Raw genomic sequence first — 24,529 nt, 5'->3', positions numbered from 1 at the left:
TCCATCCAGTGCCGCAGCACCCGCACCGTCTCGGCGACCAGGCCGTCCATGTCGGCGTCGAAGGCGATGGGGTAGATGTCCTGGTACTTCTTCGGAGGGTTCTCCGCGTAGGCGATGGTGCCGTCCGGGCGGTGGTGGAACCACTCCGGGTGCTTCTGCACCCAGGGATGGTCCGGGGAGCACTGCAACGCGAAGTCCAGCGCCACCTCCATGCCCAGCTCCCGGGCCTGCTGAACGAACCAGGCGAAGTCCTCCAGCGTGCCCAGGGCGGGGTGCACCGCGTCGTGGCCGCCCTCGGGGGAGCCGATCGCCCAGGGCACACCGACGTCCTCGGGGCCGGGGGAGAGGGTGTTGTTCCTGCCCTTGCGGAAGGTGGTGCCGATGGGGTGGATCGGCGGGAGGTAGACGACGTCGAAGCCCATCTCGGCGATCGCCGGCAGCCTGCGGGCCGCGGTGCGGAACGTGCCGTGGGGCTGTTGCGGGGTGCCCTCCGAGCGCGGGAAGAACTCGTACCACGAGCCGTACAGCGCCCGCTCCCGCTCCACGAGCAGGGGCAGGGGCTCGCTGCTGGTGACCAGGTCCCGCAGCGGATGCCGGTCCAGGACCTCGTCCACCTCCGGCGTCAGCGCCGCCGCGAACCTGGCCGCCGGGGGCAGCGAGTCGTCGCGCAGGGTCTCCGCCGCGGCGAGCAGCACGTCGCGGCCGGCTTCCCTCGGCACGCCGGCCGCTGCCCGCTCGTACAGTTCCGCGCCCTCTTCCAGGACCAGGCCCGGGTCGATGCCCGCCGGGATCTTTATGCCCGCCGCGTGGCGCCAGGTGGCCACCGGATCGCTCCAGGCCTCCACCCGGTACGACCAGCGGCCGACGGCGTTCGCGGTGACCTCGGCGCCCCAGCGGTCGCTACCGGGGGCGAGCTCGCGCATCGGTGTCCACGGGCCGGGGCGGCCCTCGGGATCCTTCATGACGACGTTGGCGGCCACCGCGTCGTGCCCCTCCCGGAACACGGTGGCGGTGACCTCGAACGTCTCGCCCACGACCGCCTTCGCCGGCCGGTTGCCGCTCTCCACGGCCGGGCGGACATCCCGTACCGGGATACGGCCGATGGCCCGGGTCCTACTCATGGTCCTCACCTCCACCGTGCTCGAAAGCCGGGCCGCGGGCCCGGTTCAGGGGACAAAAGGTGCGGGAAGGGCGCTACCTTCCCGCAGTGGATCTCCGTTCGGCGGCCGGGGATCTCCGCTCCGCCGCCGGCGCTCTTCTTCTGACCGCCGCGGCCGGACGAGGCCGCTCGTTCGGTTCCGTCGGACGGGTGACCTGGTCCTGCAGGCAGGTGATCTGCTGCTCCTGCAGATAGGTGACCTGGTTCGTGCGCAGGTACCGCTCGGCCGCGTCCGCCGCCTCCCGTGCGCAGCGCTTGCCCATCAGCACGCAGAGCGTGTAGCCGGAGTCCTCGAACGTGGTCCGCACCGTGCGGTCGTTCGGTGCCGCGAGCATCACGCGTTCCCAGGCCCGGTAACGCCGCAACTGCCGGGCGACTTCGGCTTTGGCGGGTAGCAGCATGGCGCCGATCACCTTTCGGGCTCGAGGGGCACGGTCTCCCGACGGTCGGACGGCGGCCGTGCGCACTGCGGCACGGACCCGTAACGGCGATCGAGTTCTTCACACATGGTGCATGCGCGGCGACACAGCGTCTTGTTGGAGCTTCAACCAGTGGCGGCTCTCCTGGGCCGTTCGGGCCCCTTTGCCCGCTCACTTGTGTGCTCCACCGCATCAACCGTGCACTCGTGTTGCACGAACGGGCTAGCACCCTCACGCTGAGGGTGACTCAGAAGCGATAGGCGCTCACGTTCCGTGTTCGGGGCGCGTCCCGCAGGACCGCGGGAGCGAGAAGGAGCTGAGCTTCGCGGTGAGGAGCCGACCGATGAAGACCGCAGTGCCCTGCTACTACCACCTCGACGTGGAAGTCAGCCCGGAACGGGTGGGACAGGTCAGCCGCATTCTGGCCGCTCACCTGAAGTTCTGGGACCTGGACAACCTGGTCCAGCCCGTCTGCGGCGGTGCCGAGATGCTGCTCAAGGCCATCGACGAGCACGCCACGGACAAGAACACGTCGATCGAGATGTGGTGGAACCGGCAGCACCTGATCACCGCCATCGGGGACAACGACCGCGCCCTGCGCCCGGACCAGGAGCTGCGAGGCTGCCTGGAGCACCTCGCGGCCATGAGCGACGGCTGGGGCTGCTGCGCCACCGAGACCGGCAGCAAGGTCATCTGGTTCTCGCAGCGCGCCCGCGCCGGCGAACGCGTCCCGCTGGTGCCGACCGCGCCCGCGCCGCGGGAGAGCGAGGGCCTCGAGGTGCCCCGCGAGGTACCGATCACCCAGCTGGCCGGTCCGGCCAGTACCCCGGCCGAGGTCCTGGAGGAGGCCCGGTGACCCGCCGGCAGACAAGGAAAGGGGCGTCCGCCTGGAGCGGGCGCCCCTACCCGCTGGGGGCGGACTACGACGGTGAGGGCACCAACTTCGCGCTCTTCAGCGAGGTCGCCGAACGTGTCGAGCTGGTCCTCGTCGACGACGACGGCACCCACACCCGGGTGCCGCTGAACGAGGTCGACGGCTTCGTGTGGCACGGCTACGTGCCGGGCGTCGGCCCCGGCCAGCGCTACGGCTACCGCGTGCACGGGCCGTGGGCCCCGGCCGCCGGCCACCGCTGCAACCCGGCGAAACTCCTGCTCGACCCGTACGCCCGCGCGGTGGACGGGCAGATCGACAACCACCCCTCGCTCTACGAGCGCAACCCCGACGGCCCCGACCCGGCCGACAGCGCCGGGCACACCATGCTCGGCGTGGTGACCGACCCGGCCTTCGACTGGGGCGACGACGCCCGGCCCTGCCGCCCCTACGCCGACACGGTGATCTACGAGGCGCACGTCAAGGGCATGACCCGCACCCATCCCGAGGTGCCCGAGGAACTCCGGGGCACCTACGCCGGGCTGGCGCATCCCGCGGCCGTCGAGCACCTGACCTCCCTGGGTGTCACGGCCGTGGAGCTGATGCCGGTCCACCAGTTCGTCCACGACGGGGTGCTGCACGACCGCGGCCTGTCGAACTACTGGGGCTACAACACCATCGGCTTCTTCGCACCGCACAACGGCTACGCCGCCCACGGCACCCGCGGCCAGCAGGTCGCCGAGTTCAAGCAGATGGTGAAGACCCTGCACGCGGCCGGACTCGAAGTGATCCTCGACGTGGTCTACAACCACACCGCCGAGGGCAACGAGAGGGGCCCCACCCTGTCCTTCCGCGGCATCGACAACTCCTCGTACTACCGCCTGGTCGACGGCGACTGGGAGCACTACTACGACACCACCGGCACCGGCAACAGCCTGCTGATGCGCCACCCCTACGTCCTCCAGCTGATCATGGACTCGCTGCGGTACTGGGTGACCGAGATGCATGTCGACGGCTTCCGCTTCGACCTCGCGGCGACGCTCGCCCGGCAGTTCCACGAGGTGGACCGGCTGTCGGCGTTCTTCGACCTCATCCAGCAGGACCCGGTGATCAGCCGCGTCAAGCTGATCGCCGAGCCGTGGGACGTCGGCGAGGGCGGCTACCAGGTGGGCAACTTCCCGCCGCTGTGGTCGGAGTGGAACGGCATGTACCGCGACGCGGTCCGCGACTTCTGGCGCGGCGAGGACCACACGCTCGGCGAGCTCGCCTCCCGGCTCACCGGGTCCTCCGACCTGTACCAGCACAGCAGGCGCCGGCCCCGCGCCAGCGTCAACTTCGTCACCGCGCACGACGGCTTCACCCTGCGCGACCTCGTCTCGTACAACGACAAGCACAACGCGGACAACGGCGAGGACGACCAGGACGGCGAGAGCAGCAACCGGTCCTGGAACTGCGGCGCCGAAGGCCCGACCCGCGACCCCGCCGTGCTGGAACTGCGCACCCGCCAGCAGCGCAACTTCCTCGCCACGCTGCTGCTGTCCCAGGGCATCCCGATGATCTCCCACGGCGACGAACTCGGGCGCACCCAGGGCGGCAACAACAACGCCTACTGCCAGGACAACGACATCTCCTGGATCGACTGGCGGCTCACCGAGGAGCAGCGCGACCTGCTGGAGTTCACCCGGTACCTCATCCGGCTGCGCACGGGCCACCCCGTGCTGCGCCGGCGCCGCTTCTTCCTCGGCGAGACCCTGACCCGGGCGGACCAGCCGCTGCCCGACCTGGTGTGGCTGGCGCCGGACGCCCGCGAGATGACCGACGACGACTGGCAGCGCGGCGACACGCACTCCGTCGGCGTCTTCCTCAACGGCGACGCCATCGCCGAACCCGACCCGTGGGGCCGCCCGGTCGTCGACGACTCGTTCCTGCTGCTGCTCAACAGCCACTGGGAGCCGATCGACTTCCGCCTCCCGAACGCCTCCTACGGCCCACGCTGGACGGCCCTCATCGACACGGCCGACCCGGAGGGCACGCCCGACGAGTCGGAGCACAAGGCGGGGACGGGCCTCACCGTCGGCGCCCGCAGCCTGGTCCTGCTGTCCCGGCCGTCACGGGCGTCGCACGAGAAGGAGTGACCTCGGTCAGTGGTTGCGGCGCGCAGTCACCGTGAACTGCGCGCCGTCATGGTCCCGCAGCACCGCCTCGTCGCTGCCCTTGGACAGGACGCTGCCGCCGTGGAGTTCCGCCGCGCGGGCGCAGGCCTCCACGTCGTCGACGGAGAAGTGGACCTGCCAGTGCGGACGGATCGCGGGATCGGGGGCCGCTTCGAGGGCGCCCGACTCGATCCGGGCCACCACGTCCCCGCGGCTGCGCAGCACGACCTCGCCGCCCTCGTAGTGGACCTCGCAGCCGCCGGGCCGCTGCGTCGCCCAGTCGAGGACCTCGCCGTAGAAGATCGCCGCGTCGAAGGCGTCACGGGTGTGCAGCGTGATGAAGGCCGGCTGCGCGTTGCGCCAGGTCTCCCAGTCGGTGAAGAGGTCACCCTCCCAGATGCCGAAGGTCGCCCCGTCCCGGTCGGCCAGCAGCGCCGCCCGCCCCGGCGGCAGCGAGATCGGCCCGACCGCGACCGTGCCCATGCGCTCCTGCACCCGCGCCACCGCGTCGTCCGCACTGCGCACCGCGAAGTACGGCGTCCACGCCACCGCCATCTGCCACATGGCCGCCACCCCCGCGATCCCCGCCACCGGCGAGCCGTCCGCCAGTGCGATCCGGAACCGGTCGCCGAGCTTGGCCGGCCGCCACTGCCAGCCCAGCACGGCCCCGTAGAACTCCTCGGTCGCCTTGACGTCCCGGCTGGTCAGACTCACCCAGCAGGGTGCGCCGAACACGGAGTGTGATGAGACGACGTCCTTCGTGCCGGAGGAGGTGGGCATGTCGTGATTCATGGCAGTCGCGTCCTGATCTCGTCGGCCTGGCAGCCACCGGAGGCTTGACACCAGTGTCCGGCCGGAACCGCTGTGGGCGCCTGCCGAGTACCCCGGCGGAGGCGCCGAAACGGCGTCCGGCCTGGTCCGCCCCGGTGGCACCGGGCGGGCCGAGTGACGACGATGGATGGGTCGGACACTGCGTCAAGGTACTCAAGCACCCGCTGGGACCTTGAGGGCAGCGGCGCACCGGACCCGGAGGTGACCATGCCCACGGACGGGGGCTCGGATCGGATCTTCGAGCTGCAGGAAGAGGTCCAGCAGCTGAAGGAGGCGGTCGTCTCCCACGCCGTCGTGGACCAGGCGATCGGGATGGTGGTGGCGCTCGGCCGGATCTCCCCGGACCAGGGGTGGGCCGTGCTGAAGGAGGTCTCCCAGCACACCAACATCAAGCTGCGCAACGTGGCGGAACTGATCCTCGTCTGGGGGCGCACGGGCGTGATGCCGGAGGAGATCAGGGCCGCACTGGAAGACGCCCTCGACCGCGCCGGACCGACGCAGATCCCCGGATCGCCGCCGGAGGCGTGACCTCCGGCGGCCTGCGGGACCGGGCCTCCCCCGGTTTCACCGGGCCTCGGTCAGCAGTTCCTCACGCAGATGGGCGAAGCAGCTGCTGAGCAACCGGGAGACGTGCATCTGCGAGATGCCGAGCTGCTCCGCTATCCGGCTCTGCGTCATGCCCTTGAAGAACCGCAGATAGAGAATGATCCGCTCGCGCTCCGGCAGTGCCTCCAGACAGGGCCTGACGGCCACACGGTTGACGATGATGTCGAAGGCCGGGTCGGGCCCGCCGATCGCGTCCCCGAGGGCGTAGCCGTCGGTCCCGGGCATCTCCGCCTCCAGCGACAGCGCGGAGAAGCACTCCAGGGCCTCCATGCCGGTGCGCACCTCACCCTCGGTGAGGTGGGCGTACTCGGCGATCTCGGCGACCGTGGGGGAGCGGCCCGGGGTGGTCTGCGACAGCTCCTTGGCGGCGTGCCGCACCCGGTTGCGCAGGTCCTGGACCCGGCGGGGCACGTGCAGCGTCCACATGTGGTCGCGGAAGTGGCGCTTGATCTCACCGGTGACGGTCGGCACCGCGTACGCCTCGAAGGCGTTGCCGCGCGCCGGGTCGTAGTGGTCGACCGCCTTCACGAGACCGAGAGCGGCCACCTGGTACAGGTCCTCGAGGGCCTCGCCACGGCCCCGGAAGCGGACGGCGATCCGCTCGGCCATGGGGAGCCATGCCTCGACCAGTTCGTCCCGCAGGGCCTTGCGCTCGGGCCCGTCGGGCAGTCGCGCGAGACGTGCGAACGCCGCGGCGGTGTCGGGCGCGTCGTCGTGGGGGTGCGGTCGGGTGCTGCCGGCGATACGCATGGTGCGCACCTCCCTGAGCAGGTGCTGAATGGACAGACACCGCGGGAGGCGCGGACGCGGGCCTCACGGAGAGCACCGGGGGCCCGGACTGCCGGCTCCCACGCACGTGCCTCCTGTCCGAAGCACTTCACTGCCCATTCCCGGGCAGAGACATAGCGAAACAATTAAGACAATACGGCAATCGGGGGTCCCGGGCGCTTTCAGCTCTCCTGACCTCGGTGCGCAAGCCGGCCGACACCCTGCACGAGGAGGCCGAGGAGTCATGACGCGGGACACCGCCCCGCCCCGGGCCGACGGGCCCAGACCAAGACCACCGCCATCCGCTCGTCCCCGCCGGCATGGTCCGGGTCTTCGGCCGCGACGCCGCCGGGAACTGCATGGCCGTACGCCGCCTGCTCGGCTACGTCCCACAGCAACTGTCCGCGACTTCGCGGTGCTGATCGTCGCCGCCGTGCTCGGCGTCACCGTTGCTTCGGCCCTGCTGGGCCGACCGGCCCGTTGATCTTCACTCGTGGAAGTGATGTGCGGCACGCCAGGGCAAGCGCTTTCTCCGACTGAATCCGGATAACTGCTGGGCACGGCTTGATCACCGATCAAAAAGGATGAACTGCCTGGCCACAGCGCATTCTGCTCATTTGACAGTGCGCTGAGACCACAGATAGGAAGCAGCTTCCAGAGGTCGAGAGGGTGCAGCGTGTACGAGCCGAACGTGGTCGGGGACTGGCGGGAGTACGACGAGCATGCCGGTCTGCGCGTCCGCGTCCACCGTCTGGAACTGGCCGAGCCGCCCCGCGGCCGGGACGACGCCGCCGACGGACTGACGTACTTCTGCCTCCGCGTGACGGTCGAGAACCGCGGCAGCCGCCATCTCGGCGTCCACCTCGAGGACGGCCAGATCGACGTCCGGCTCGGCCCGGACGGGGAGAGCGCCTTCATCGACTGGCGCAACTCGCAGTTCATCGAGGGCTTCGACGTCTACCCGCTGCGCCGGGCCACCGCCGTGCTGTACGCGGCCGGTGCCGAGGCGTCCTTGAGTCTCGTCGACGTCCAGGTGCAGTTGCGCGTCGAGGAGGAGTGGACCGACCGTCGGCTGTGGTCGGGCGGCATCGGTGCGCACGAGGGCCCCACGGGCGGCCAGCAGGGCGCGGTGCGGGACAGCCTGGCGCACCAGGTGAGCGTCTTCCTGCGGGACCAGGCGGAGGAAGGCACCGCCTGATCCGGCGTCAGGGCGTCGCGGCGGTCAGTGCGGGATGCCGTCGATGATCTCGCGGGCACCCTGGCGCAGCAGCGCCACGGCGACCGAGGTGCCGAGCGTGGCCGGGTCCAGCCGTCCCGCCCACTCGTGGGCGTTGAGGCGCGTCTTGCCGTCCGGGGTGAACACGCAGGCCCGCAGGGACAGTTCGCCGCTGCGATCCACCTGTGCGAACCCGGCGATGGGGCTGTTGCAGTGCCCCTGCAGCACATGCAGGAACATGCGCTCGGCGGTGGTCTCCCGGTGGGTGTCCGGGTCGCCGAGACCGCTCACCGCGTCGATCAGCGCGGCGTCGTCCTCGCGGCACTGCAGCGCCAGCACACCCGCGCCGATGGGCGGCATCATCGTCTCGGTCGAGAGGATCTCGCTGATCACGTCCTCGCGGCCGATGCGCTCCAGCCCGGAGACCGCGAGCAGCAGGGCGTCCGCCTCCCCGGCGGCCAGTTTCGCAAGGCGCCGGTTGGCGTTGCCGCGGAACGGCACGCACTCCAGGTGGGGGTGCGTGGCGGCCAACTGCGCGACGCGACGGACCGAAGAGGTGCCGATCCGCGTCCCGGCGGGCAGCTCGTCCAGGGTGAGCCCGCCCGGATGGATCAGGGCGTCGCGGATGTCGTCCCGCTTGAGGAACGCGGCGAACACCGTGCCGGCCGGGAGCGGCCGGTCGGCGGGGACGTCCTTCACGCAGTGCACGGCGAGGTCGGCCTCGCCGGCCAGCAGTGCCGCGTCGACCTCCTTGGTGAACGCGCCCTTGCCCTCGACCTGGGACAGATCGCCCATCCACTTGTCGCCGGTGGTCTTCACCGGCACGACCTCGGTGCGTACTCCGGGATGGGCGGCGGCCAACTCGGCCCGGACGCGCTCCACCTGGGCGAGTGCCATGGGGGAGTCGCGGGAGACGATGCGAATCAGTTCGGGGACGGACATGCGGACACGATAGACCCTCCCGCGGGGGCGTTCGCCCCGTACCTCCTCCAACCACCGGACATCGGACGTCAGTTCGGGACGAGCGGCTCACTCAGTTCCACCGCTCGCAGGGCCGCGGCGAGGGCCCGCTCGTCGCCGACGTCGAGGGCGGTGTCGGTGAGCTTCACGACGTGCTCGTCGCCGTGCGCGAGGGCGCGCTCCAGCACCTCCTGCGCGGTGCAGCGGGGCGTGGGGACCTGCGCGACGGGTTCGGCGGTGGCGTACATGGCGGTGACCGCCGCGGACGCGGTCCACGCCGCGTGCAGGCTCGGCGCCCACAGGGCGCGGGGGAGAGAACCGAGCGTGCGCAGTACGGCGTTGGGTGCCGTCGCCGCGTGCACCAGCATGGTCGCCTCGCCGTGGCCGTGAGTGGCGTAGCGGTGGGTCGCGGCCCGGACCAGTTCGGTGAGGCGGGCCCGGGCGGTGCCCGGTTCGGTCACGTCGCACGCCCACAGCGGCAACCACCGTACGGCCGCCAGCCGGTCGGGGAACCCGCCCCGGGGGTCGGTGATCGGCGGCACGGCGTCCAGGGACCGCGCGGCACTCGGCGCCGCGGGCAGGCCCGTGATGCCGGGGGCGGGCCGGTACCGGGCGGCCCAGTAGCCGAGGCCGTGCGCGAGTTCGGCGAGCCGTGGCGCGTTCTCACCGGCCTCCAGAGCCCGTACGGCATGCCCGACACGGATGACGGGGTGCGTGGAGCCGCCGTACATCCCGGGCAGCAGCCGCGGCCACCACGCGGCGAGGACGTCCCGCCACGGCCTCTCGGCGAGCGCGCGGCTGAAATACCCGGTCCAGTCGGTGGCCCGGCGCGGATCGCCCAGCGCCTCGCGCCAGTCGGCGTCGGTCACGGGCGCGACGGGCCCGGGCAGGTCCTCCAGTTTGTGCCGGTACAGGTCCAGCCAGCGGTGCACGGCATCCGCCCGCCCGTGCGCGGCGAGCGCCTCCACGACCATGGGGGCGTGATTGGTGAGCCGGCCGAGCCGCTCCGGCCCCGAGGCGTGGAGCCGTTCGAGGGCTTCTTCGAGGGTCCCTGTCGTGTCGTGCGTGTCCATGCCGGGACGCTATGCGGCCGCCCCGCGCCGGGGGATCGGGCGCGGGGCGGAAGCGGGACCCGGCCGGAGGGCCTAGGCCCCGCGACCGGGTCCGGTGTCGTCAGGCGTACGGGTCGAAGGAGATGCCGGAGGGCTTGGCCGACGCCAGGTGGTTGGCGAAATTGGCGTCCTTCAGGCCGAAGTTGGCGCTGCCGAAGTTGTACGACGTGAGCTTGTCGCGCACCCCGGCCGGGTAGCCGTTCCAGCCGACCAGCGCCGGGTACTGCCAGGTGCCCTTGTGGTTCTCCGGCGGCTCGTCGTTGGAATTGGCCGCGCGGAAGCAGTGCGTGCTGACGCCGTCCTTGTGGTAGACGATCTTCGGGTGCGTGCCGTCGAAGCGGATCGCGGACGCCGCGTGCACGGTGAACGAGCCGTGGGCGGACGTCGACACGTACTTGACCTGGTTGTCCTGCACGAACACCGCGACGTGCTCGAAGTCGTGCCGGTGGCCGCCGATGCTGCTCCCGGCCACGGCCTGGTCCTTCTCGAAGTAGAGCGCGTACAGCACGGCGCACCAGCCGTTGTTGCACTTGGAGCGCGCGTAGCCGTTGGTGTTGTCGAGGTCCGAGGCGTCCCGGCAGTTGCCGTTGAGGGCGCCGGTCGGGTTGAGCCCACCGTTCACGGTGCCGTCCGGGCCGATCGCGGGTGTGGAGTAGCAGCCGTCGGTGTCGTAGTCGTAGGCGGGCTGATACGTCCGCTCCAGCGCGTCCGCGTTGGCGGGCAGCGCCGACGGCGGCGCGGCGAACGCCGTGGCGGGGACCGCGAGAACGAGGGCGGCGGCACCGGCCGCTCCGGTGAGCCATCTCCTGCGGTGGGTGAAAGGGCGTGACGACACTGCGTCCTCCTCGGTCCGGGCGCAGCCCAACGGCTGTGGGGGAAAGGGAGGTTCAGCTTCCAGGTTGGACGCGTCCATGCCAAGAGGGGCGGACGATCTCAGGAGTGAATCACAGCCCAACAGTTGGAGATCGGGCCGCCGTTTCAGACCAGGTCGTCCGGGATGTCGGCCGCCGCCTGCTCGGGCGCGAGATCGGGCCGCAGCCGCAGCCAGGACGGCTGTCTCAGCAGCCCCTCCCGGGTGCGGGTGCTGTACCGGACCTCGCCGACCAGGCGGGGTACGACCCAGTGCGCACCCGGAGCGCGCGGGGCGGGGTCGAAGGGGCAGGTGTCGGTCGCGGCGGCCGCCAGCAGCCCGGCCAGTTCCGTGCGTTCGGCCTCACTCCAGCCCGTGCCCACGCTTCCCACGTAGCGCAGCCGTCCGGCGGCACGCTGTCCTACCAGCACCGCGCCGGGCAGGCCGGTGAGCCGTCCCCTGCCGGGCTGCCAGCCGCCGACCAGGACGTCTTCGGTGCGCATGTTGCGGATCTTGATCCAGGCCCGGGAGCGCACCCCCGGTTCGTACACCGAGTCCAGCCGCTTGCAGACCAGACCCTCCAGGCCGTGCTCCTGGGTGGCGCGCAGGGCGTCGGCGCCGTGGCCGACGAGTGCGCGCGGGGTCGACCAGGAGGGCCCGGCGAGTCCGAGGTCCTCCAACGCCGCGCGGCGTCGTGCGTAGGGGAGCCGGAGGAGGGAGTGGCTCTCCAGGTGCATCAGGTCGAACAGCACGAGATGCACCGGGACCTCCGCCGCCCGCCGCGCGGCCCTGGCCGGTGCGTGGGCCAGGCCCATCCGGGACTGCAGCAACTGGAAGCTGGCGCGGCCCTGGTCGTCCAGGGCCATGATCTCGCCGTCCAGTACGGCCGGGGTGGTGCCGAGGGCGGTGCCCAGCGGCCGGAGTTCGGGGTAGGCGGCCGTGATGTCGTCGCCGGAGCGGGCGCGCAGCAGCACACTGCCGTCCCCGGGCAGATAGACGACCACGCGCTGGCCGTCCTGCTTGGTCTCGTAGGCCCAGCGTGCGTCCTGTGCCGCGGGTGGCAGGGGGCCGGACGTGGCGAGCATGGGCGGGATCAGCGGCAGGTCCACGGGTGAGGTGTCGACGAACCGGAGGGCCGTCACGCGTGTTGTCGGCCTGTTTCCCCTGAACGGCGCCGACGCCGGCCCGGACCCTGCTGTCGCTTGGGCAACTGGGCGGTGACACCTTACTTGAGTTACGCAACGAGATGGTAGCGTGGCGCCCATGCCCACACCACCGCTCCCCGACGTCCCCTCCCCGGAAGTGATCGACATCGAGCGAGCGCTCACCCGCATCACCTACCTGAGCACACGCGCCCGCCAGCACGACCGGCTGATGGCCCTGGCCGGCGTACCGCTCGACCGTGCCGCCGTCGCGCTGCTGCGGCAGGTGGCCGACTCCGAGCCGATGCGGCCGGGGGAACTCGCCGCCCGGCTGGGCGTGGAGGCCTCGCACGTCACGCGCACAGTGCAGCAGTTGCAGAAGTCCGGGTACGTCACCCGCGTCCCCGACCCGGACGACCGTCGCGCCCAGCGCATCGAGCTCACCGACGCCGGCGGCGCGGCCATCGCCAAGATCCGCGAGGCCGGGGTCCGCGGCATGCAGATGGCCCTCTCGGACTGGTCGCCCGAGGAGCTGCGGCAGCTCGCGACGCTCTTCCACCGCATGGTCGACGACTTCCTCGCCCACGCCGTCGACGAGGAGGGCGAACCCCGGTCCACCCCGGCCGGCAAGGCCTGACTACCGGTCACCGTGCGGCCGGATCATGCGGATCCGCCCGCTCGGAGACCGGCGCGCCCGGAGGCGCCGGCTCGCGCAGGCCGCACAGCAGCAGTCGCCCCAGCGCGGGCAGCGCGATGAGGGGCAGCAAGGCCGTCCGGAGGGACGTCGCGTCGGCCAGCGCACCGAGCGCGGGGGCCGCGAGGCCGCCGACGCTCACGGTCAGGCCCAGCGTGACCCCGCTCGCGGTGCCCACGCGCCGGGGCAGAAGGTCCTGTCCCAGCGTGATGTGCAGCGAGAACGGCACATACAGGCCCGCCGACGTCAGCGCCACGAACAGGTACACCGGCGGCCCCGGCACCAGGACGAGACCGGCCACGGCCAGGACCGTCAGGGCGTACGACCGGCGCACCACCGCCATCCGCCCGTACCGCTCGGCCAGCCGGCCCCCGGCCAGCGTGCCGACCGCGCCGCCGGCGTAGAGCACGAACAGGGCCGCCGTGCCGGCCGCCGCACCGCCACCGGTGCGCTCCCGCACGTACAGCGAGACGAACGTGCTCAGGCCGACGAACACCACGGATCGGCAGACCACGGCCCCGGACAGCCGCAGGAAGGAACCCCAGTCGTCCTCGCCGGCGGCGGACCCGCGCGAGCTTCTGATCCCGGGCCCGGCCGACCGCACGGCCGCCGCACACAGGGCCGCCCCCGCCAGCGCCGGGACGACCAGCAGCGGCGAGGCGCGCAGCCCGCCCGTGGCCATCACCGCGAAGACGAGCAGCGGAGCCAGGGCGAAGCCGGCGTTGCCGCCGAAGGAGAACCAGCCCATCCCCGTGTGCCGGCCCTGCGCGACGGCCCGCGCCACCCGGGCGGCCTCCGGATGGTAGGCGGCCACGCCCACCCCCGACACGGCTACCACCGCCAGGGTCAGCGCATAGGAGCCGGTCACCCCGCTCAGGGCGACGCCCGCCCCGGCCGTCAGCGCGCCCAGCGGCAGCAGCCACGGCATCTCCCACCGGTCGGTGAGCACCCCGAACAACGGCTGCACCAGCGACGACAGCAGGGACGCCGCCAGGACGACACCCGAAGCGGCGGCGTAGGAGTAGGCACGCTCGGCGACGAAGTACGGGACCAGAGCGGCCACGGCCCCCTGGTACACATCCACGCAGGCGTGCCCCAGGGACATCAGGGCGACGGGTCGGTCGTGTCTCGAAGTGGTCACCCGGCGATCGTCGTCCGCGAGGGAGCCGGCCCGCTTCCGATAATCTGCCGGACTGTGCCGGACATCCGCCATGCCCCCACGGCCCCGACCCGCGCCCAGCGGCTCACCGCCGGCGACCGCATCGACGCGCACCGGCACGACGACCACCAGATCGTCTACGCGGGCGCCGGCGTCGTCGCCGTCACCACCGACGCCGGGACCTGGTTCGCCCCCGGCACCCGCGCCATCTGGGTCCCGGCCGGCACCGTGCACGCCCATCGCGCCCATGGCCGGCTCGATCTGCACCTGGTCGGCCTGCCCGCCGACGACAACCCCCTCGGCCTCGACCACCCGGCCGTCCTCGCCGTCAGCCCCCTGCTGCGCGAGCTGATCCTCGCCTACACCCGTGACCCCGGCGACGACAGCCCCGAGCGCCGCCGGCTGCGCGCCGTCCTGCGCGACCAACTGCGCCTCTCGCCCCAGCAGCCGCTGCGCCTGCCCACCCCCGCCGACCCGCGCCTGGCCGCCGTCTGCGCGCTCGTGCACGCCGACCCCGCCGACGGGCGGACCCTCGCCGAGCTCGGGCGGGCGACCGGGGTGGGGGAGCGGACCCTCAGCCGGCTCTTCCGCGGCGAGCTCGGTATGACGTTCCCGCAGTGGCGCACCCAGTCACGGCTCTACCACGCCCTGCGGATGCTGGCCGACGGCCTGCCCGTCACGACCGTGGCCCACCGCTGCGGCTGGTCCTCCGCCAGCGCGTTCATCGACGTCTTCCGCCGCTCCTTCGGCTACACGCCGGGCAGCCGTCACCGGCGCTTCCGGGACCCGGTGGACTGACCTGTCTACCGACCGGTAATAATGCGCGGCAGGCCTTCAGAGGAGGAACCGTGCCCCGGTCCGAACGCTCGCCCCTGCTGCTCGCCGGCCTGCTGGCCACCGCGGGTGTCGCCCACTTCGCCACCCCACGCCCGTTCGACGCGACCATCCCGCGCGGCCTGCCCGGCACGCCCAGAGCCTGGACCTACGCGAGCGGCGCCGCCGAGCTCGCCCTGGCCGCCGGCCTGGCGCTGCCGCGCACCCGCAGGACCGCCGCGCTGGCCACGGCCGCCTTCTTCGTCGGGGTGTTCCCCGCCAACGTCAAGATGGCCGCCGACTGGCGCCACCGCCCCACCCCGCAGAAGGCCGCCGCCTTCGGACGCCTGCCCCTGCAGGTGCCCCTCGTGCTCTGGGCCCGCGGCGTCGCCCGGAACGCGGAGGGCAGGTCGTGACCGCGCGCGTGGACACCGGGGACAAGGTCGAGGACTTCGCCCTGCCCGACGAGACCGGCACCGTCCGCAGCCTGTCCGGGCTGCTCGCGGAGGGCCCGGTCGTGCTCTTCTTCTACCCGGCCGCGCTGACCCCCGGCTGCACCGCCCAGGCCTGCCACTTCCGCGACCTCGCCGCCGAGTTCGCCGCCGTCGGAGCACGCCCCGTCGGCATCAGCGGCGACGCCGTCGAGCGGCAGCAGGAGTTCGCCGGACGGCACGGCCTCGGCATGCCGCTGCTGTCCGACGCCGACGGCGCGGTCCGCGAGCGGTTCGGGGTGAAGCGCGGCTTCTCCCTGGCGCCCACCAAGCGCACCACGTTCGTCATAGCGCAGGACCGCACCGTCCTCGACGTCGTACGCAGCGAACTGCGCATGAACGCGCACGCCGACCGGGCACTCGCGGCACTGCGCGCCCACCAGGCCTGACACTGTCACGAATGCTGTGCTGCGGTTGATACAGGGCGGCACAGGGATAATCCTGGACGATATGGAGGATGCCTCCGCTGCTGCGATCATCGACGCCCACGGCATTCTGACGGGGTGGAGCGAGGGTGCCCGGCGGCTGACCGGCTACCCGGCCGATGAGGCCCTGGGCCGTGCCGCACGGGAACTGCTCGCCGAGGACGCGCCCCCCGAGGCGGTGTCCGCGCGGTCGGGCACCGTCATGGTGCGGCACCGCGACGGTTACCTGGTCGGGGTCCGCGTCAGTGCATGCGCGGTGACGGGCCCGGACGGGGAAGCGGACGCCTATGTGATCACCGCCGCGCCGCCCGGCCGCGGGGAGACGTCCCTCGCGGGCCTCGCCTTCCAGCAGGCGTCCATGTCGATGTCCGTCTTCGACACCGGCCAGCGCTATCTGCGGCTCAACGAAGCCGCCTGCCATGTGATGGGCGTGTCCGAGGAGACCCTGCTCGGCCGGCACTTCCCGGAGACCGTGGAAGAGGCCGAGCACATGCGCGGCTTCAACTGGCATCTCCGGCATGTCGTGGAGACCGGCCGGCCGGTGCGCTACGAGAGCTACACCGGTGCGCCGGCCCTGAACCGGGAGCACGCCTGGGTCACCGAGATGTGGCCGGTCCGGGACTCCGACGGCGAACTCGTCGGCACCGCCCTGGCCGCGTTCGACAGCACCGAGCAGTACTGGGCCCGGCAGCGGCTGGTCCTGCTCAACGAGGCCGCGGCCGCCATCGGCACCACCCTGGACGTGGTGCGCACGGCCGAGGAACTCATCGGGGTCGTGGTGCCCCGGTTCGCGGACTTCGCGAGCGTGGACCTGTTCGACTGGGTGCTCGGCGCGGACGAGCAGCCGGCGGTGCCGGCCGACGAGATCACCCTCAGGCGGGTCGCGCACGGCTCCGTCACCGAGGGCACCCCGGAAGCGGCCGTGCACCTGGGAGAAGTCGACGTCTACACCTCGTTCTCGCCGATCGCCCGGGCCATGCGGGAAGGCGGGGCCATCCTCAGCCAGGCAGGGGAGCCGGCGTTCATGCGCTGGGTCGCCGAGCGCAATTCCCGCGCCCCGGAAGGAAGCCCCTACCGCGCAGGCGCCCATTCGATGCTGGCCGTACCGCTGCGGGCCCGCGGCACCACGCTGGGTGTCGCCGTGGCCGTCCGTGTGGCGCAGGCCGACGACTACGGCGCCGACGACGCCGTGTTCGCCGAGGAACTCGCCAGCCGGGCCGCGGTCTGCGTCGACAACGCCCGCCGCTTCGCCCGGGAACGCACCACCGCCCTCGCCCTCCAGCACAGCCTGCTGCCCAGGGGGCTGCCCGGCCAGGCCGCCGTCCAGGTCGCCCACCGCTATCTGCCCTCCGGCTCGGCGGCCGGCATCGGCGGCGACTGGTTCGACGTGATCCCGCTGTCCGGCAGCCGCGTCGCGCTGGTCGTCGGGGACGTCGTCGGGCACGGCATCCCCTCCACGGCGACCATGGGCCGGCTGGTCACGGCCGTCCGCACCCTGGCCGACGTGGACCTCCCGCCGGACGAGCTCCTCACCCACCTCGACGACCTGGTCACCCATCTCGCCTCGGACGACGAGGACGACGAGGTCGCCGAGCTCGGCGCGACCTGTCTCTACGCCGTCTACGATCCCGTCACGCGCCGCCTGAACGTGGCCGCCGCCGGGCACCCCGCGCCCGCCCTGGTGCTGCCCGACGGATCGGCCCGGCTGATCCCCATGAGCGCGGGGCCCCCGCTGGGCGTCGGAGGGCTGCCGTTCGAGGCGACGGAGCTCCAACTGCCCGAGGGCTCCGTCGTCGCCCTCTACACCGACGGACTCATCGAGGACCGCGATCGCGACGTCGACCACGCCGCCGAGGAACTGTGCCGCGCCCTGACCGTGCCCGCCGACTCGCTGGACGCCCTGTGCGACACCGTGCTGAAGGCCGTACTGCCGGAGGAGCCCAGCGACGACGTGGCCCTGCTGCTGGCCCGCACCCGGGCGCTGGGCGCAGACCAGGTCGCCACCTGGGACGTCACACCCGACCCCGCTCAGGTGGCCGTCACCCGGCAGGCAGCCACCGACCAGCTCACCGCGTGGGGCCTGGACGAGACGGCCTTCGTCACCGAACTCGTCGTCAGCGAACTCGTCACGAACGCCATCCGGTACGGCGCCCCGCCCATCCAGCTCCGCCTGATCCGGGACCAGACCCTCATCTGTGAGGTCTCCGACGGCAGCTCGACCTCCCCGCACCTGCGGCGGGCGCACCAGGACGACGAGGGTGGCCGCGGTCTGCTGCTGGTCGCCCAGCTCACCCAGCGCTGGGGCAGCCGGCAGACCACCCGGGGCAAGACGATCTGGTGCGAACAGTCGCTCACGCCGCTGTTCTGACCCGCTGGGTGCCTCCGCGGCGAGAGGCGGGCGAATCTAGGCTGTCGCGGGAGGGCGAACGGGACACGACAGCATCGGCCGACGGCGACGCGGGGGCATCGAGTGGAGTGGGAGCTGGGGGCGGCCGGTCTCGCGGTCGGGATGCTGATAGCCGTGGTGACCGCCCCGGTCGGCGTGTCCGGGGCAGTGTTCCTGCTGCCGGTGCAGCTCAGCGTCTTCGCCGTGCCCAACCCGGCCGTCACGCCCACGAATCTGCTCTACAACGTGGTGGCGGGGCCCGGTGCCCTGCTGCGATATCGACGGGACGGCGCCCTGGCCGGACCGCTCGTGCGGCTCCTGGTGCTGGGCACCCTGCCCGGCGTGGTCCTCGGAGCGGTCATCCGCGTGTTCGCCCTTCCGGGCCCACGCGTCTTTCGCCTCCTGGTCGCCGTGCTGATGCTGCCGCTCGGCACCTGGCTCATCGCCCGGACCCTGCGCCCGGCACGCCCCGAGGAGCGACGTCCCGAACCCGCACCCCGTACCGTCACCGCCCTGGCGCTCATGGTCGGGGTCGTGGGCGGCGTCTACGGCATCGGCGGCGGCTCGATCCTCGGCCCCGTCCTGGTCGGGCGTGGTGTTCCCGTCGCCAAGGTCGCCCCGGCGGCGCTCGCCTCCACCTTCGCCACCTCGGTGGTCGGCGCCTCCACCTACGCCCTGCTGTCCCTGGCCCACCGCGGCAGCATCGCCCCCGACTGGGCCCTCGGACTGGCCTGCGGTCTGGGCGGCCTCATCGGCGGCTACCTCGGCGCCCGCCTCCAGCCGCGCCTGCCCGAGACCTTCCTCCGGCTCCTCCTCGGCACCCTGGCCACCGCACTCGGCACGCTCTACGCGGTCAACGCCCTGCGCTGACCCGCTCGATCGACCTCCGCGGTCACGAGGGGCAGCGGCCCTCACCCGCTCATTCCCCGGCCGTGTCCGACACGACCTGGGCGAGCGTGCGGCCGGACTTGGCCGAGCGCGCCCGGCGGGGATCGGGAGCCCCGTGCGGCCGAGCCGTGCCCCCGGCCCGCTTCACGAGCAGCCAGGCGTCCTCGCCGTCGCCGTTCCGGCCGCTGCGGAACCGGGTCAGGGCGTACTCGCCGTGCAGCTTGGAACCGCTCAGCCGGAACGTGGCGTGCCCGCGCTCCAGCGACTCCGCGAAGTCGACGGGCCGGCCCTCGCGGTCGTGGCTCAGCGGCTCGTACGTGCCGTAATCCCAGACGATCACCGTGCCGCCGCCGTACTCGCCGCGCGGTATCACGCCCTCGAACTTCTCGTACTCCAGCGGATGGTCCTCCGTGGGCACGGCCAGCCGCTTGTCCTTCGGGTCCGCCGAGGGGCCCTTGGGGATCGACCACGACTTCAGCACGTCGTCCACCTGCAACCGGAAGTCGAAGTGCATCGTGCTTGCGTCATGGATCTGCACCACGAACCGGGGCCTGTCCCCGGCGGACGCACCGCGTCCCCGGGGCTCGCCGGTCCGGTCGAAGTCGCGTTTGCCGCGGTAGTCCCGCAGCCGGTCCCGCTCAGCCACCTGCGGCTCCTTCCCGCCTCGCGGGCGCCCCGGGTACCCGTCAGAACTCCTCGTGCACCTCGGGGTCCCCGCCGACCCTTTGCTGCTGCCTGTCCGCGACGGCCCGCATCTCGTCCTCGCTCAGCTCGAAGCCGAAGACGTCGAGGTTGGCGCGCTGCCGCTCGGGGTTCGCCGACTTGGGGATGGGCACCGCGCCGAGCTGCGTGTGCCAGCGCAGCACGACCTGCCCGGGCGACACCCCGTGCGCCTCGGCGATCCGCGCCACGACGGGGTCCTCCAGCAGGGGCGTGCCCCGGCCCAGCGGGCTCCAGCTCTCGGTGACGATGCCCTTGCCCGTGTGGAAGGCGCGCAGGTCGTCCTGCGGCAGGAGGGGATGCAGCTCGATCTGGTTGACCGAGGGCAGCACCCCGGTCTCCTTCTCCAGCCGCTCGATGTGCCCGGCCGTGAAGTTCGAGACGCCGATCGACCGCACGAGCCCCTCCTCGCGCAGCTTGATCATGGCCTTCCACGAATCGACGTACCGGTCCACGCGCGGCAGCGGCCAGTGGATCAGGTACAGGTCGACGTACTCCAGGCCGAGGCGGGCCCGGGACTCCTCGAAGGAGGCGAACGTCTCCTCGTAGCCGTGGTGCCGGCCGGGGAGCTTCGTCGTCACGACGATCTCCTCGCGCGGCACCACGCCGGAGGCCACACCGCGGCCGACCCCCGTCTCGTTGCGGTAGTTCGTCGCCGTGTCGATCAGGCGGTAGCCCGCCTCCAGGGCCGAGAGCACCGCCTGCTGCGCCTCGTCGTCGCCGAGCGGCCAGGTACCAAGACCCAGGGCGGGGAGCGTCGTACCGTCGTTGAGCGTGTGCGTCGGGATGCTGATCACCGTCGGACCTTCCCATGGACTGTGTCGTCCCTCCAGGGTCACGGACAGGGGGAGCAATGATCAACCGGACAGCTGGTCGCCTCGGACGGAGATCGCTGTCACGATCTTCGGGAAGCGAACACCACGCCCACGACCAGCGGAGCGCTCATGACGACGGACAGCCGGACGACGAACGAGGCGGCGCGGGAGGCCGGGGTGGAGGTGAAGCCGGTGGCCGGGTACATCGGGGCCGAGATCAGCGGGGTCGATCTGGCGGCGGACCTCGACGACGCCGTGGTCGCCGCGATCAGGGCGGCGGTGCTGCGGTGGAAGGTGGTGTTCTTCCGGGGCCAGCGGCTGGACCACGCCGCGCACGTGGCGTTCGCGCGCCGGTTCGGTGAGACCGTGGTGCTGCCCCGGCGCGGCAAGGCCTCGCCCCCGGACTTCCCCGAGATCGAGACGACCGCCGACCGGCTGGAGCTGGGCGGACGGTTCGGGATGGAGCACGACGAGTGGCTGCGCCGCCGCCGCCACACCCTGCTGCGCGGCTGGCACTGCGACCACGGCGCCCGTATCGACCCACCCGCGGCGACGATCCTGCGCGCCGAGACCGTACCGCCCTACGGCGGCGACACCACCTGGTCGAACCTTGCGGCGGCGTACGCCGGACTCTCCGCCCCGCTGCGGCAGTTCGTCGACGGGCTGCGGGCCGAACACCGGCTCGGCGTCGGCTACCAGCCCCGGCCCGGCGACGACGCGTACGTCCGGCACCTGCTGGACCGTCAGGTCGCCTCCATGCACCCCCTGGTGCGCGTCCACCCGGAGACGGGCGAGCGGATCCTGTACGTCAACGGCTACTACGTCGAGCAGATCGCCGGCCTCTCCCGGCCCGAGAGCGCCGCGATCCTGGAGATGCTGCTGGAGCAGGCGGTCCGGCCCGAGTACACGGTCCGGTTCCGCTGGGAGCCGGGCAGCGTGGCGTTCTGGGACAACCGCGCCACCATGCACCTGGCCCCCGGGGACACCGCCCATCTCGACCATCCGCGAATCATGCACCGCGTGATGCTCGCCGGGGACGTGCCAGTAGGGGTGGACGGCACGGCGTCGGAACCGATCACCGGGACCGCGCCGGGCCGTTGGTGACCCGCGGGCGGGCCGGAGGGCCGGGCTGCGAGCGCCCTCGTCGGTGACTCGGGCGGAGCGGCGCGTGCTGGTGCCGCTCACCCGGGGGAGCTGGGAAGGGGGCACCGTAGGCCGGCGCCGCCCCGGCCCGGGCCGGGATGTGGCGGGTCACCGGGAGTGCCGACTGTCCGGGGGCCGGACCGGTGCCGGGCCCGGCCGCTCCCGGTGTGCCCGGCCGCAGGCTTGACGCCGCAGGCCTGCGACGCCAAGCGTGGCAGGGCCGTGCCGCGGATCCGGTGTGGCCGGCCAACGCGCCGGCGTCGTCGGTCAGCGACGCCAAGCCGGCGGCAGGCCTGCGAAACCGCCTAGGCCGGTCCGCCGTCACCGGTGGGGGCGCCTGAAGGGCACCTGTCCTGGTCGGACCCCCTTCTCTCGGGCCGCCCAGCCGCCCGGAGCATCTGGCTCGCGGCCAGTTCGCGGTAGAGGGCGCTGCTGACCAGCAGTTCCTCGTGACGTCCGCCGGCGACCGAGCGGCCGTCCCGGAGCACCACGATGTGGTCGGCGTGCTGCACGGTGGACAGACGGTGGGCGATGACCAGCAGGGCGCACTCCTGGGCGACGTCCTTCATGACGGTGGTGAGCGCAGACTCGTTGATCGCGTCGAGGTGCGAGGTCGGCTCGTCCAGCAGCAGCAGTGCGGGCCGGGCCAGCAACGCCCTTGCGAGGGCGACACGTTGGCGTTCGCCACCGGAGAGGTTGCAGCCGTGTTCACCGATGACGGCGGCCAGCCCCCCGGGCAGCCGGTCGACGACCTCTTCGAGCCGGGCCAGTTCGACGACGCGCCGGATCTCCGCCTCCGTGGCGTCGGGCACGGCGTAGGTGATGTTGTCGCGCAAGGTGCCGTGGACCACGTGGGTGTTCTGGTCGACCACGGCGATGCCCCGGCGGCAGTCCCCGCGAGTGAGTTCGGTCGCCGGCCGCCCCCTGAAGAGCAAGGTGCCCGCATTCGGTTCGTAGAACCTCGCGACCAGGGCGAACACCGTGCTCTTGCCGGCTCCGGACGGCCCCACCAGGGCCACCTGCCGGCGCTGCGGGACGGCGAACGACACACCGCGCAGGACCGGCAGCTCCGGGTCGTAGCCGAAATGGACGTCGCGCAGGGCGAGGACGGGCTGTTCGCGGGTGCCGGACGGTCCTGTCGGCCGCGGTGCGGGTGCGCGGACTGTCGCGCTCCGGGGTGCGGTGGGTTCCACAGGGAGGCGGAGCGCCTCGTCGATGCGCTGGTAGGCGCCCATCCCGCGCTGGACGAGGCCCACCGCGCGGAAGACGGAGGACAACGGCAGGACCAGGTACGAGGCGTACAGCAGGAACGCGACCAGGTCGCCGAGGGAGCCGGCCTGACCGCCGACGCGCAGGCCGCCGACGACCAGGACGATGAGGAAGGAGCCCTGCACGGCGAGTTCGACGGCGGAGCTCATCACGGAGGCGAGCTTCGCGGTGCGCACGCCCGCGCCGTAGGCCGCGTCCACGCGGGCGCCGATCCCGGCCGCCTCCCGCTCCTCGGCCCGGTGCACACGGACCATCGGCAGAGCGGACAGCGCGCGTTCGAGATCGGCGGCGACGGCACCGACCGAGCCCTGCATGTGTTCGGACGCGTGCCTGATGCCCGTGAGCAGTGAGGCGACCACAACGGCCGACGCCGCCACGGTCACGACGACCAGGAGCAGCAACAGGGGGTCCAGCCACGCCATGAGGGCGAGCGCCCCGGCCGCGACCAGGCTTCCCGTGACGAGATCGACCAGGGCCTGCGAGACGACCTCCCGCAGCAGGGTGGTGTCGGCGGTCACCCGGGAGATGAGGTCGCCGCTGCGGTGGCGGTCGTATTCCCTCATCTCCAGCCGGAGCAGCCGGCCCACCAGCCCGTGCCGGAGCTGGCGTACGACGCCTTCTCCCATCCGTTCCAGAAGGAAGCGCCCCGCCGCCCCCGTCGCCGCCTCGACGACGAACAGCGTGCCCAGGAGGACCAGCAGCGGCCAGATGACCTGTCCGTGGCCACTGGCGTCCACGACCTGCTTGGCGACGAGCGGCTGGGCCAGTCCCAGGGCGGAGCCCACCAGGGTCAGCACGCTGGCCACGGCGATGGCGCTGCGATGCCCGGCGGTGAGCCGGTACATCGTGGCCACCGCCGCCAAGGTGGACTTGCCGGCTCCGCCTTTGGATTCGGCTTCGGTGGTCGCGGCCCGGCCGCCGTGCGGGACCGTCGTGCCGGTCATCGGTCGGCAGGCCCCGGCAGCGGGGCCACGGTCACCAGCCGGGCGAAGTAGCCCTGCGGGACTCCCTCGCCGACGGGATGGCCCTCGGCCTCGACCCAGGCGTGGGCGGTGAAGGGCGGGGTGACCCGCACGCCGGTGCACCAGGTCGGCCAGGTTCCGCCCAGCCGGCACAGCAGTGCCGCTCCCAGGGAGCGCGGCAGGCACCCCTTCGGCCCGGCGCAGCGCAGGCTGACGGCGCACATGGCGTCGCGTGCGCTCTGGGCCTGGCCGGTGCTCGCCGGTGCGGCGCCGCGCCGCAGGATGCCGAGCACCGTGCGGATGTGGCGGGGCGGCAGCAGAGCGAGGGCGACGGCGGGGAGCAGGACGAGGCGGGCGGCCATGCGACGGGCCAGGGGCACACCGGTGGGCCGCTCCAGCGCGCTGGGCGTCGTCATGAGGCGAGCCCCGACTCGCGCAGCTCGCGGACGAGCGTCTCCACGTCCTGGAGGGCTTGCGCCCGGTCGATGTCGAACTCCCGGACCAGGGCGGCGACCGCGTCCGCCTCCTCGCCACCGTCCAGCAGCGTCCGCACCACCAAGGTGGCCGTCGGATTCAACTCCCAGTAGGAACCGCCCCGTTCGTCCAGCAGGACGGTGCCGTAGTCGGTCTCGGCCGTGGAGACGTTGTCGCCCAACCGCAGGGGCATGTGAGGGCCT

Annotated in this window: 25 protein-coding genes and 1 pseudogene; 12 read left to right on the top strand and 14 right to left on the bottom strand. The window is 72.5% G+C overall.

Features of this window, described 5'->3' with window-relative positions:
* Both AB0G20_RS29265 and AB0G20_RS29260 read right to left on the bottom strand, forming a co-directional pair.
* A partial coding sequence (locus tag AB0G20_RS29265; protein WP_361307442.1) for a maltotransferase domain-containing protein occupies nt 1-1,121 on the bottom strand: 1,121 nt, incomplete at its 3' end.
* A 73-nt stretch (nt 1,122-1,194) separates the two neighbouring features.
* The gene (locus AB0G20_RS29260) at nt 1,195-1,560 is read right to left on the bottom strand and encodes a DUF5133 domain-containing protein (protein WP_361307440.1); all 366 of its coding nucleotides are present in this window, start codon (nt 1,558-1,560) and stop codon (nt 1,195-1,197) included.
* Between the two features lie 361 nt (nt 1,561-1,921).
* Between AB0G20_RS29260 and AB0G20_RS29255 the strand changes: the two genes are divergently transcribed.
* Nucleotides 1,922-2,434, top strand: a complete 513-nt coding sequence (locus AB0G20_RS29255; protein ID WP_248511078.1) for a pep a2 — start codon at nt 1,922-1,924, stop codon at nt 2,432-2,434.
* On the top strand, nt 2,431-4,584 hold the full coding sequence (glgX, locus tag AB0G20_RS29250) for a glycogen debranching protein GlgX (RefSeq protein ID WP_361307438.1): 2,154 nt from the start codon (nt 2,431-2,433) through the stop codon (nt 4,582-4,584). The genes AB0G20_RS29255 and glgX overlap by 4 nt, the downstream gene beginning before the upstream one ends.
* Before the next feature lie 6 nt (nt 4,585-4,590).
* Here glgX and AB0G20_RS29245 read toward each other — a convergent pair whose 3' ends face one another.
* Entirely contained in the window at nt 4,591-5,394 is an 804-nt protein-coding gene (locus tag AB0G20_RS29245; protein ID WP_306921389.1) for a VOC family protein, read from the bottom strand.
* A gap of 246 nt (nt 5,395-5,640) precedes the next feature.
* On the opposite strand from AB0G20_RS29245, the gene AB0G20_RS29240 reads away from it, so the two are divergent.
* A complete protein-coding gene (locus AB0G20_RS29240) occupies nt 5,641-5,961 on the top strand; it encodes an ANTAR domain-containing protein (protein WP_361307436.1) in 321 nt (106 codons plus the stop codon).
* Nucleotides 5,962-5,997: 36 nt separating this feature from the next.
* Here AB0G20_RS29240 and AB0G20_RS29235 read toward each other — a convergent pair whose 3' ends face one another.
* Nucleotides 5,998-6,789, bottom strand: a complete 792-nt coding sequence (locus AB0G20_RS29235) for an RNA polymerase sigma factor SigF (protein ID WP_361307434.1) — start codon at nt 6,787-6,789, stop codon at nt 5,998-6,000.
* A gap of 323 nt (nt 6,790-7,112) precedes the next feature.
* Between AB0G20_RS29235 and AB0G20_RS29230 the strand changes: the two are divergent.
* Nucleotides 7,113-7,220: pseudogene (locus tag AB0G20_RS29230) on the top strand (ABC transporter ATP-binding protein); the annotation flags it as partial.
* Nucleotides 7,221-7,483: 263 nt separating this feature from the next.
* Nucleotides 7,484-8,005 (top strand): hypothetical protein, encoded by a 522-nt coding sequence (locus tag AB0G20_RS29225; RefSeq protein ID WP_361307432.1) that lies wholly within the window; start codon nt 7,484-7,486, stop codon nt 8,003-8,005.
* Between the two features lie 24 nt (nt 8,006-8,029).
* Here AB0G20_RS29225 and hemC read toward each other — a convergent pair whose 3' ends face one another.
* The 4 genes from hemC to ligD form a co-directional block, all read right to left on the bottom strand.
* Entirely contained in the window at nt 8,030-8,965 is a 936-nt protein-coding gene (gene hemC / locus AB0G20_RS29220) for a hydroxymethylbilane synthase (protein WP_361307430.1), read from the bottom strand.
* A gap of 68 nt (nt 8,966-9,033) precedes the next feature.
* A complete protein-coding gene (locus AB0G20_RS29215) occupies nt 9,034-10,056 on the bottom strand; it encodes a questin oxidase family protein (RefSeq protein WP_361307428.1) in 1,023 nt (340 codons plus the stop codon).
* A 100-nt stretch (nt 10,057-10,156) separates the two neighbouring features.
* On the bottom strand, nt 10,157-10,930 hold the full coding sequence (locus AB0G20_RS29210; RefSeq protein WP_361307426.1) for an NPP1 family protein: 774 nt from the start codon (nt 10,928-10,930) through the stop codon (nt 10,157-10,159).
* 143 nt (nt 10,931-11,073) lie between these two features.
* Nucleotides 11,074-12,054: a non-homologous end-joining DNA ligase gene (gene ligD, locus AB0G20_RS29205; RefSeq protein WP_361307474.1), complete on the bottom strand. Its 981-nt coding sequence runs from the start codon at nt 12,052-12,054 to the stop codon at nt 11,074-11,076.
* 154 nt (nt 12,055-12,208) lie between these two features.
* Here ligD and AB0G20_RS29200 point away from each other — a divergent pair, with 154 nt between their 5' ends.
* Nucleotides 12,209-12,724 (top strand): MarR family transcriptional regulator, encoded by a 516-nt coding sequence (locus AB0G20_RS29200; protein WP_361307424.1) that lies wholly within the window; start codon nt 12,209-12,211, stop codon nt 12,722-12,724.
* Nucleotides 12,725-12,731: 7 nt separating this feature from the next.
* Here AB0G20_RS29200 and AB0G20_RS29195 read toward each other — a convergent pair whose 3' ends face one another.
* On the bottom strand, nt 12,732-13,886 hold the full coding sequence (locus AB0G20_RS29195; protein ID WP_361307472.1) for an MFS transporter: 1,155 nt from the start codon (nt 13,884-13,886) through the stop codon (nt 12,732-12,734).
* A 90-nt stretch (nt 13,887-13,976) separates the two neighbouring features.
* Between AB0G20_RS29195 and AB0G20_RS29190 the strand changes: the two genes are divergently transcribed.
* From AB0G20_RS29190 to AB0G20_RS29170, 5 genes are all read left to right on the top strand, one after another.
* Nucleotides 13,977-14,738: a helix-turn-helix transcriptional regulator gene (locus tag AB0G20_RS29190; protein ID WP_361307422.1), complete on the top strand. Its 762-nt coding sequence runs from the start codon at nt 13,977-13,979 to the stop codon at nt 14,736-14,738.
* A gap of 50 nt (nt 14,739-14,788) precedes the next feature.
* Nucleotides 14,789-15,169, top strand: coding sequence for a DoxX family protein (locus tag AB0G20_RS29185; RefSeq protein ID WP_361307420.1), 381 nt, complete (start codon nt 14,789-14,791; stop codon nt 15,167-15,169).
* Entirely contained in the window at nt 15,166-15,633 is a 468-nt protein-coding gene (locus tag AB0G20_RS29180) for a peroxiredoxin (RefSeq protein WP_361307418.1), read from the top strand. Before AB0G20_RS29185 ends, AB0G20_RS29180 begins: the two co-directional genes overlap by 4 nt.
* Before the next feature lie 61 nt (nt 15,634-15,694).
* On the top strand, nt 15,695-18,037 hold the full coding sequence (locus tag AB0G20_RS29175; protein ID WP_361307416.1) for a SpoIIE family protein phosphatase: 2,343 nt from the start codon (nt 15,695-15,697) through the stop codon (nt 18,035-18,037).
* A 102-nt stretch (nt 18,038-18,139) separates the two neighbouring features.
* Entirely contained in the window at nt 18,140-18,925 is a 786-nt protein-coding gene (locus AB0G20_RS29170; protein WP_361307414.1) for a sulfite exporter TauE/SafE family protein, read from the top strand.
* A 49-nt stretch (nt 18,926-18,974) separates the two neighbouring features.
* Here the strand turns inward: AB0G20_RS29170 and AB0G20_RS29165 are convergent, their stop codons facing one another.
* Both AB0G20_RS29165 and AB0G20_RS29160 read right to left on the bottom strand, forming a co-directional pair.
* Nucleotides 18,975-19,589: a DNA polymerase ligase N-terminal domain-containing protein gene (locus AB0G20_RS29165; protein WP_361307412.1), complete on the bottom strand. Its 615-nt coding sequence runs from the start codon at nt 19,587-19,589 to the stop codon at nt 18,975-18,977.
* Between the two features lie 40 nt (nt 19,590-19,629).
* Nucleotides 19,630-20,460 carry an aldo/keto reductase gene (locus AB0G20_RS29160; protein WP_361307410.1) on the bottom strand — a complete coding sequence of 277 codons (831 nt, stop codon included), beginning with the start codon at nt 20,458-20,460 and terminating at the stop codon, nt 19,630-19,632.
* Nucleotides 20,461-20,607: 147 nt separating this feature from the next.
* On the opposite strand from AB0G20_RS29160, the gene AB0G20_RS29155 reads away from it, so the two are divergent.
* The gene (locus AB0G20_RS29155; RefSeq protein WP_361307408.1) at nt 20,608-21,582 is read left to right on the top strand and encodes a TauD/TfdA family dioxygenase; all 975 of its coding nucleotides are present in this window, start codon (nt 20,608-20,610) and stop codon (nt 21,580-21,582) included.
* Between the two features lie 344 nt (nt 21,583-21,926).
* On the opposite strand, the gene AB0G20_RS29150 is transcribed toward AB0G20_RS29155, so the two are convergent.
* From AB0G20_RS29150 to AB0G20_RS29140, 3 genes are read right to left on the bottom strand one after another with little or no spacing between them, the layout of a single operon-like run.
* Nucleotides 21,927-23,834, bottom strand: a complete 1,908-nt coding sequence (locus AB0G20_RS29150; protein ID WP_361307406.1) for an ABC transporter ATP-binding protein — start codon at nt 23,832-23,834, stop codon at nt 21,927-21,929.
* Complete coding sequence (locus AB0G20_RS29145; protein ID WP_361307404.1) at nt 23,831-24,268, bottom strand: lasso peptide biosynthesis B2 protein; 438 nt, start codon at nt 24,266-24,268, stop codon at nt 23,831-23,833. The genes AB0G20_RS29150 and AB0G20_RS29145 overlap by 4 nt, the downstream gene beginning before the upstream one ends.
* Nucleotides 24,265-24,519, bottom strand: a complete 255-nt coding sequence (locus AB0G20_RS29140) for a lasso peptide biosynthesis PqqD family chaperone (protein ID WP_361307402.1) — start codon at nt 24,517-24,519, stop codon at nt 24,265-24,267. Before AB0G20_RS29140 ends, AB0G20_RS29145 begins: the two co-directional genes overlap by 4 nt.
* Between the last annotated feature and the right edge of the window lie 10 nt (nt 24,520-24,529).

This window comes from Streptomyces sp. NPDC024017, from assembly GCF_040638895.1.
Taxonomy (GTDB): domain Bacteria; phylum Actinomycetota; class Actinomycetes; order Streptomycetales; family Streptomycetaceae; genus Streptomyces.
This window is presented reverse-complemented; position numbering and strand designations above follow the sequence as displayed.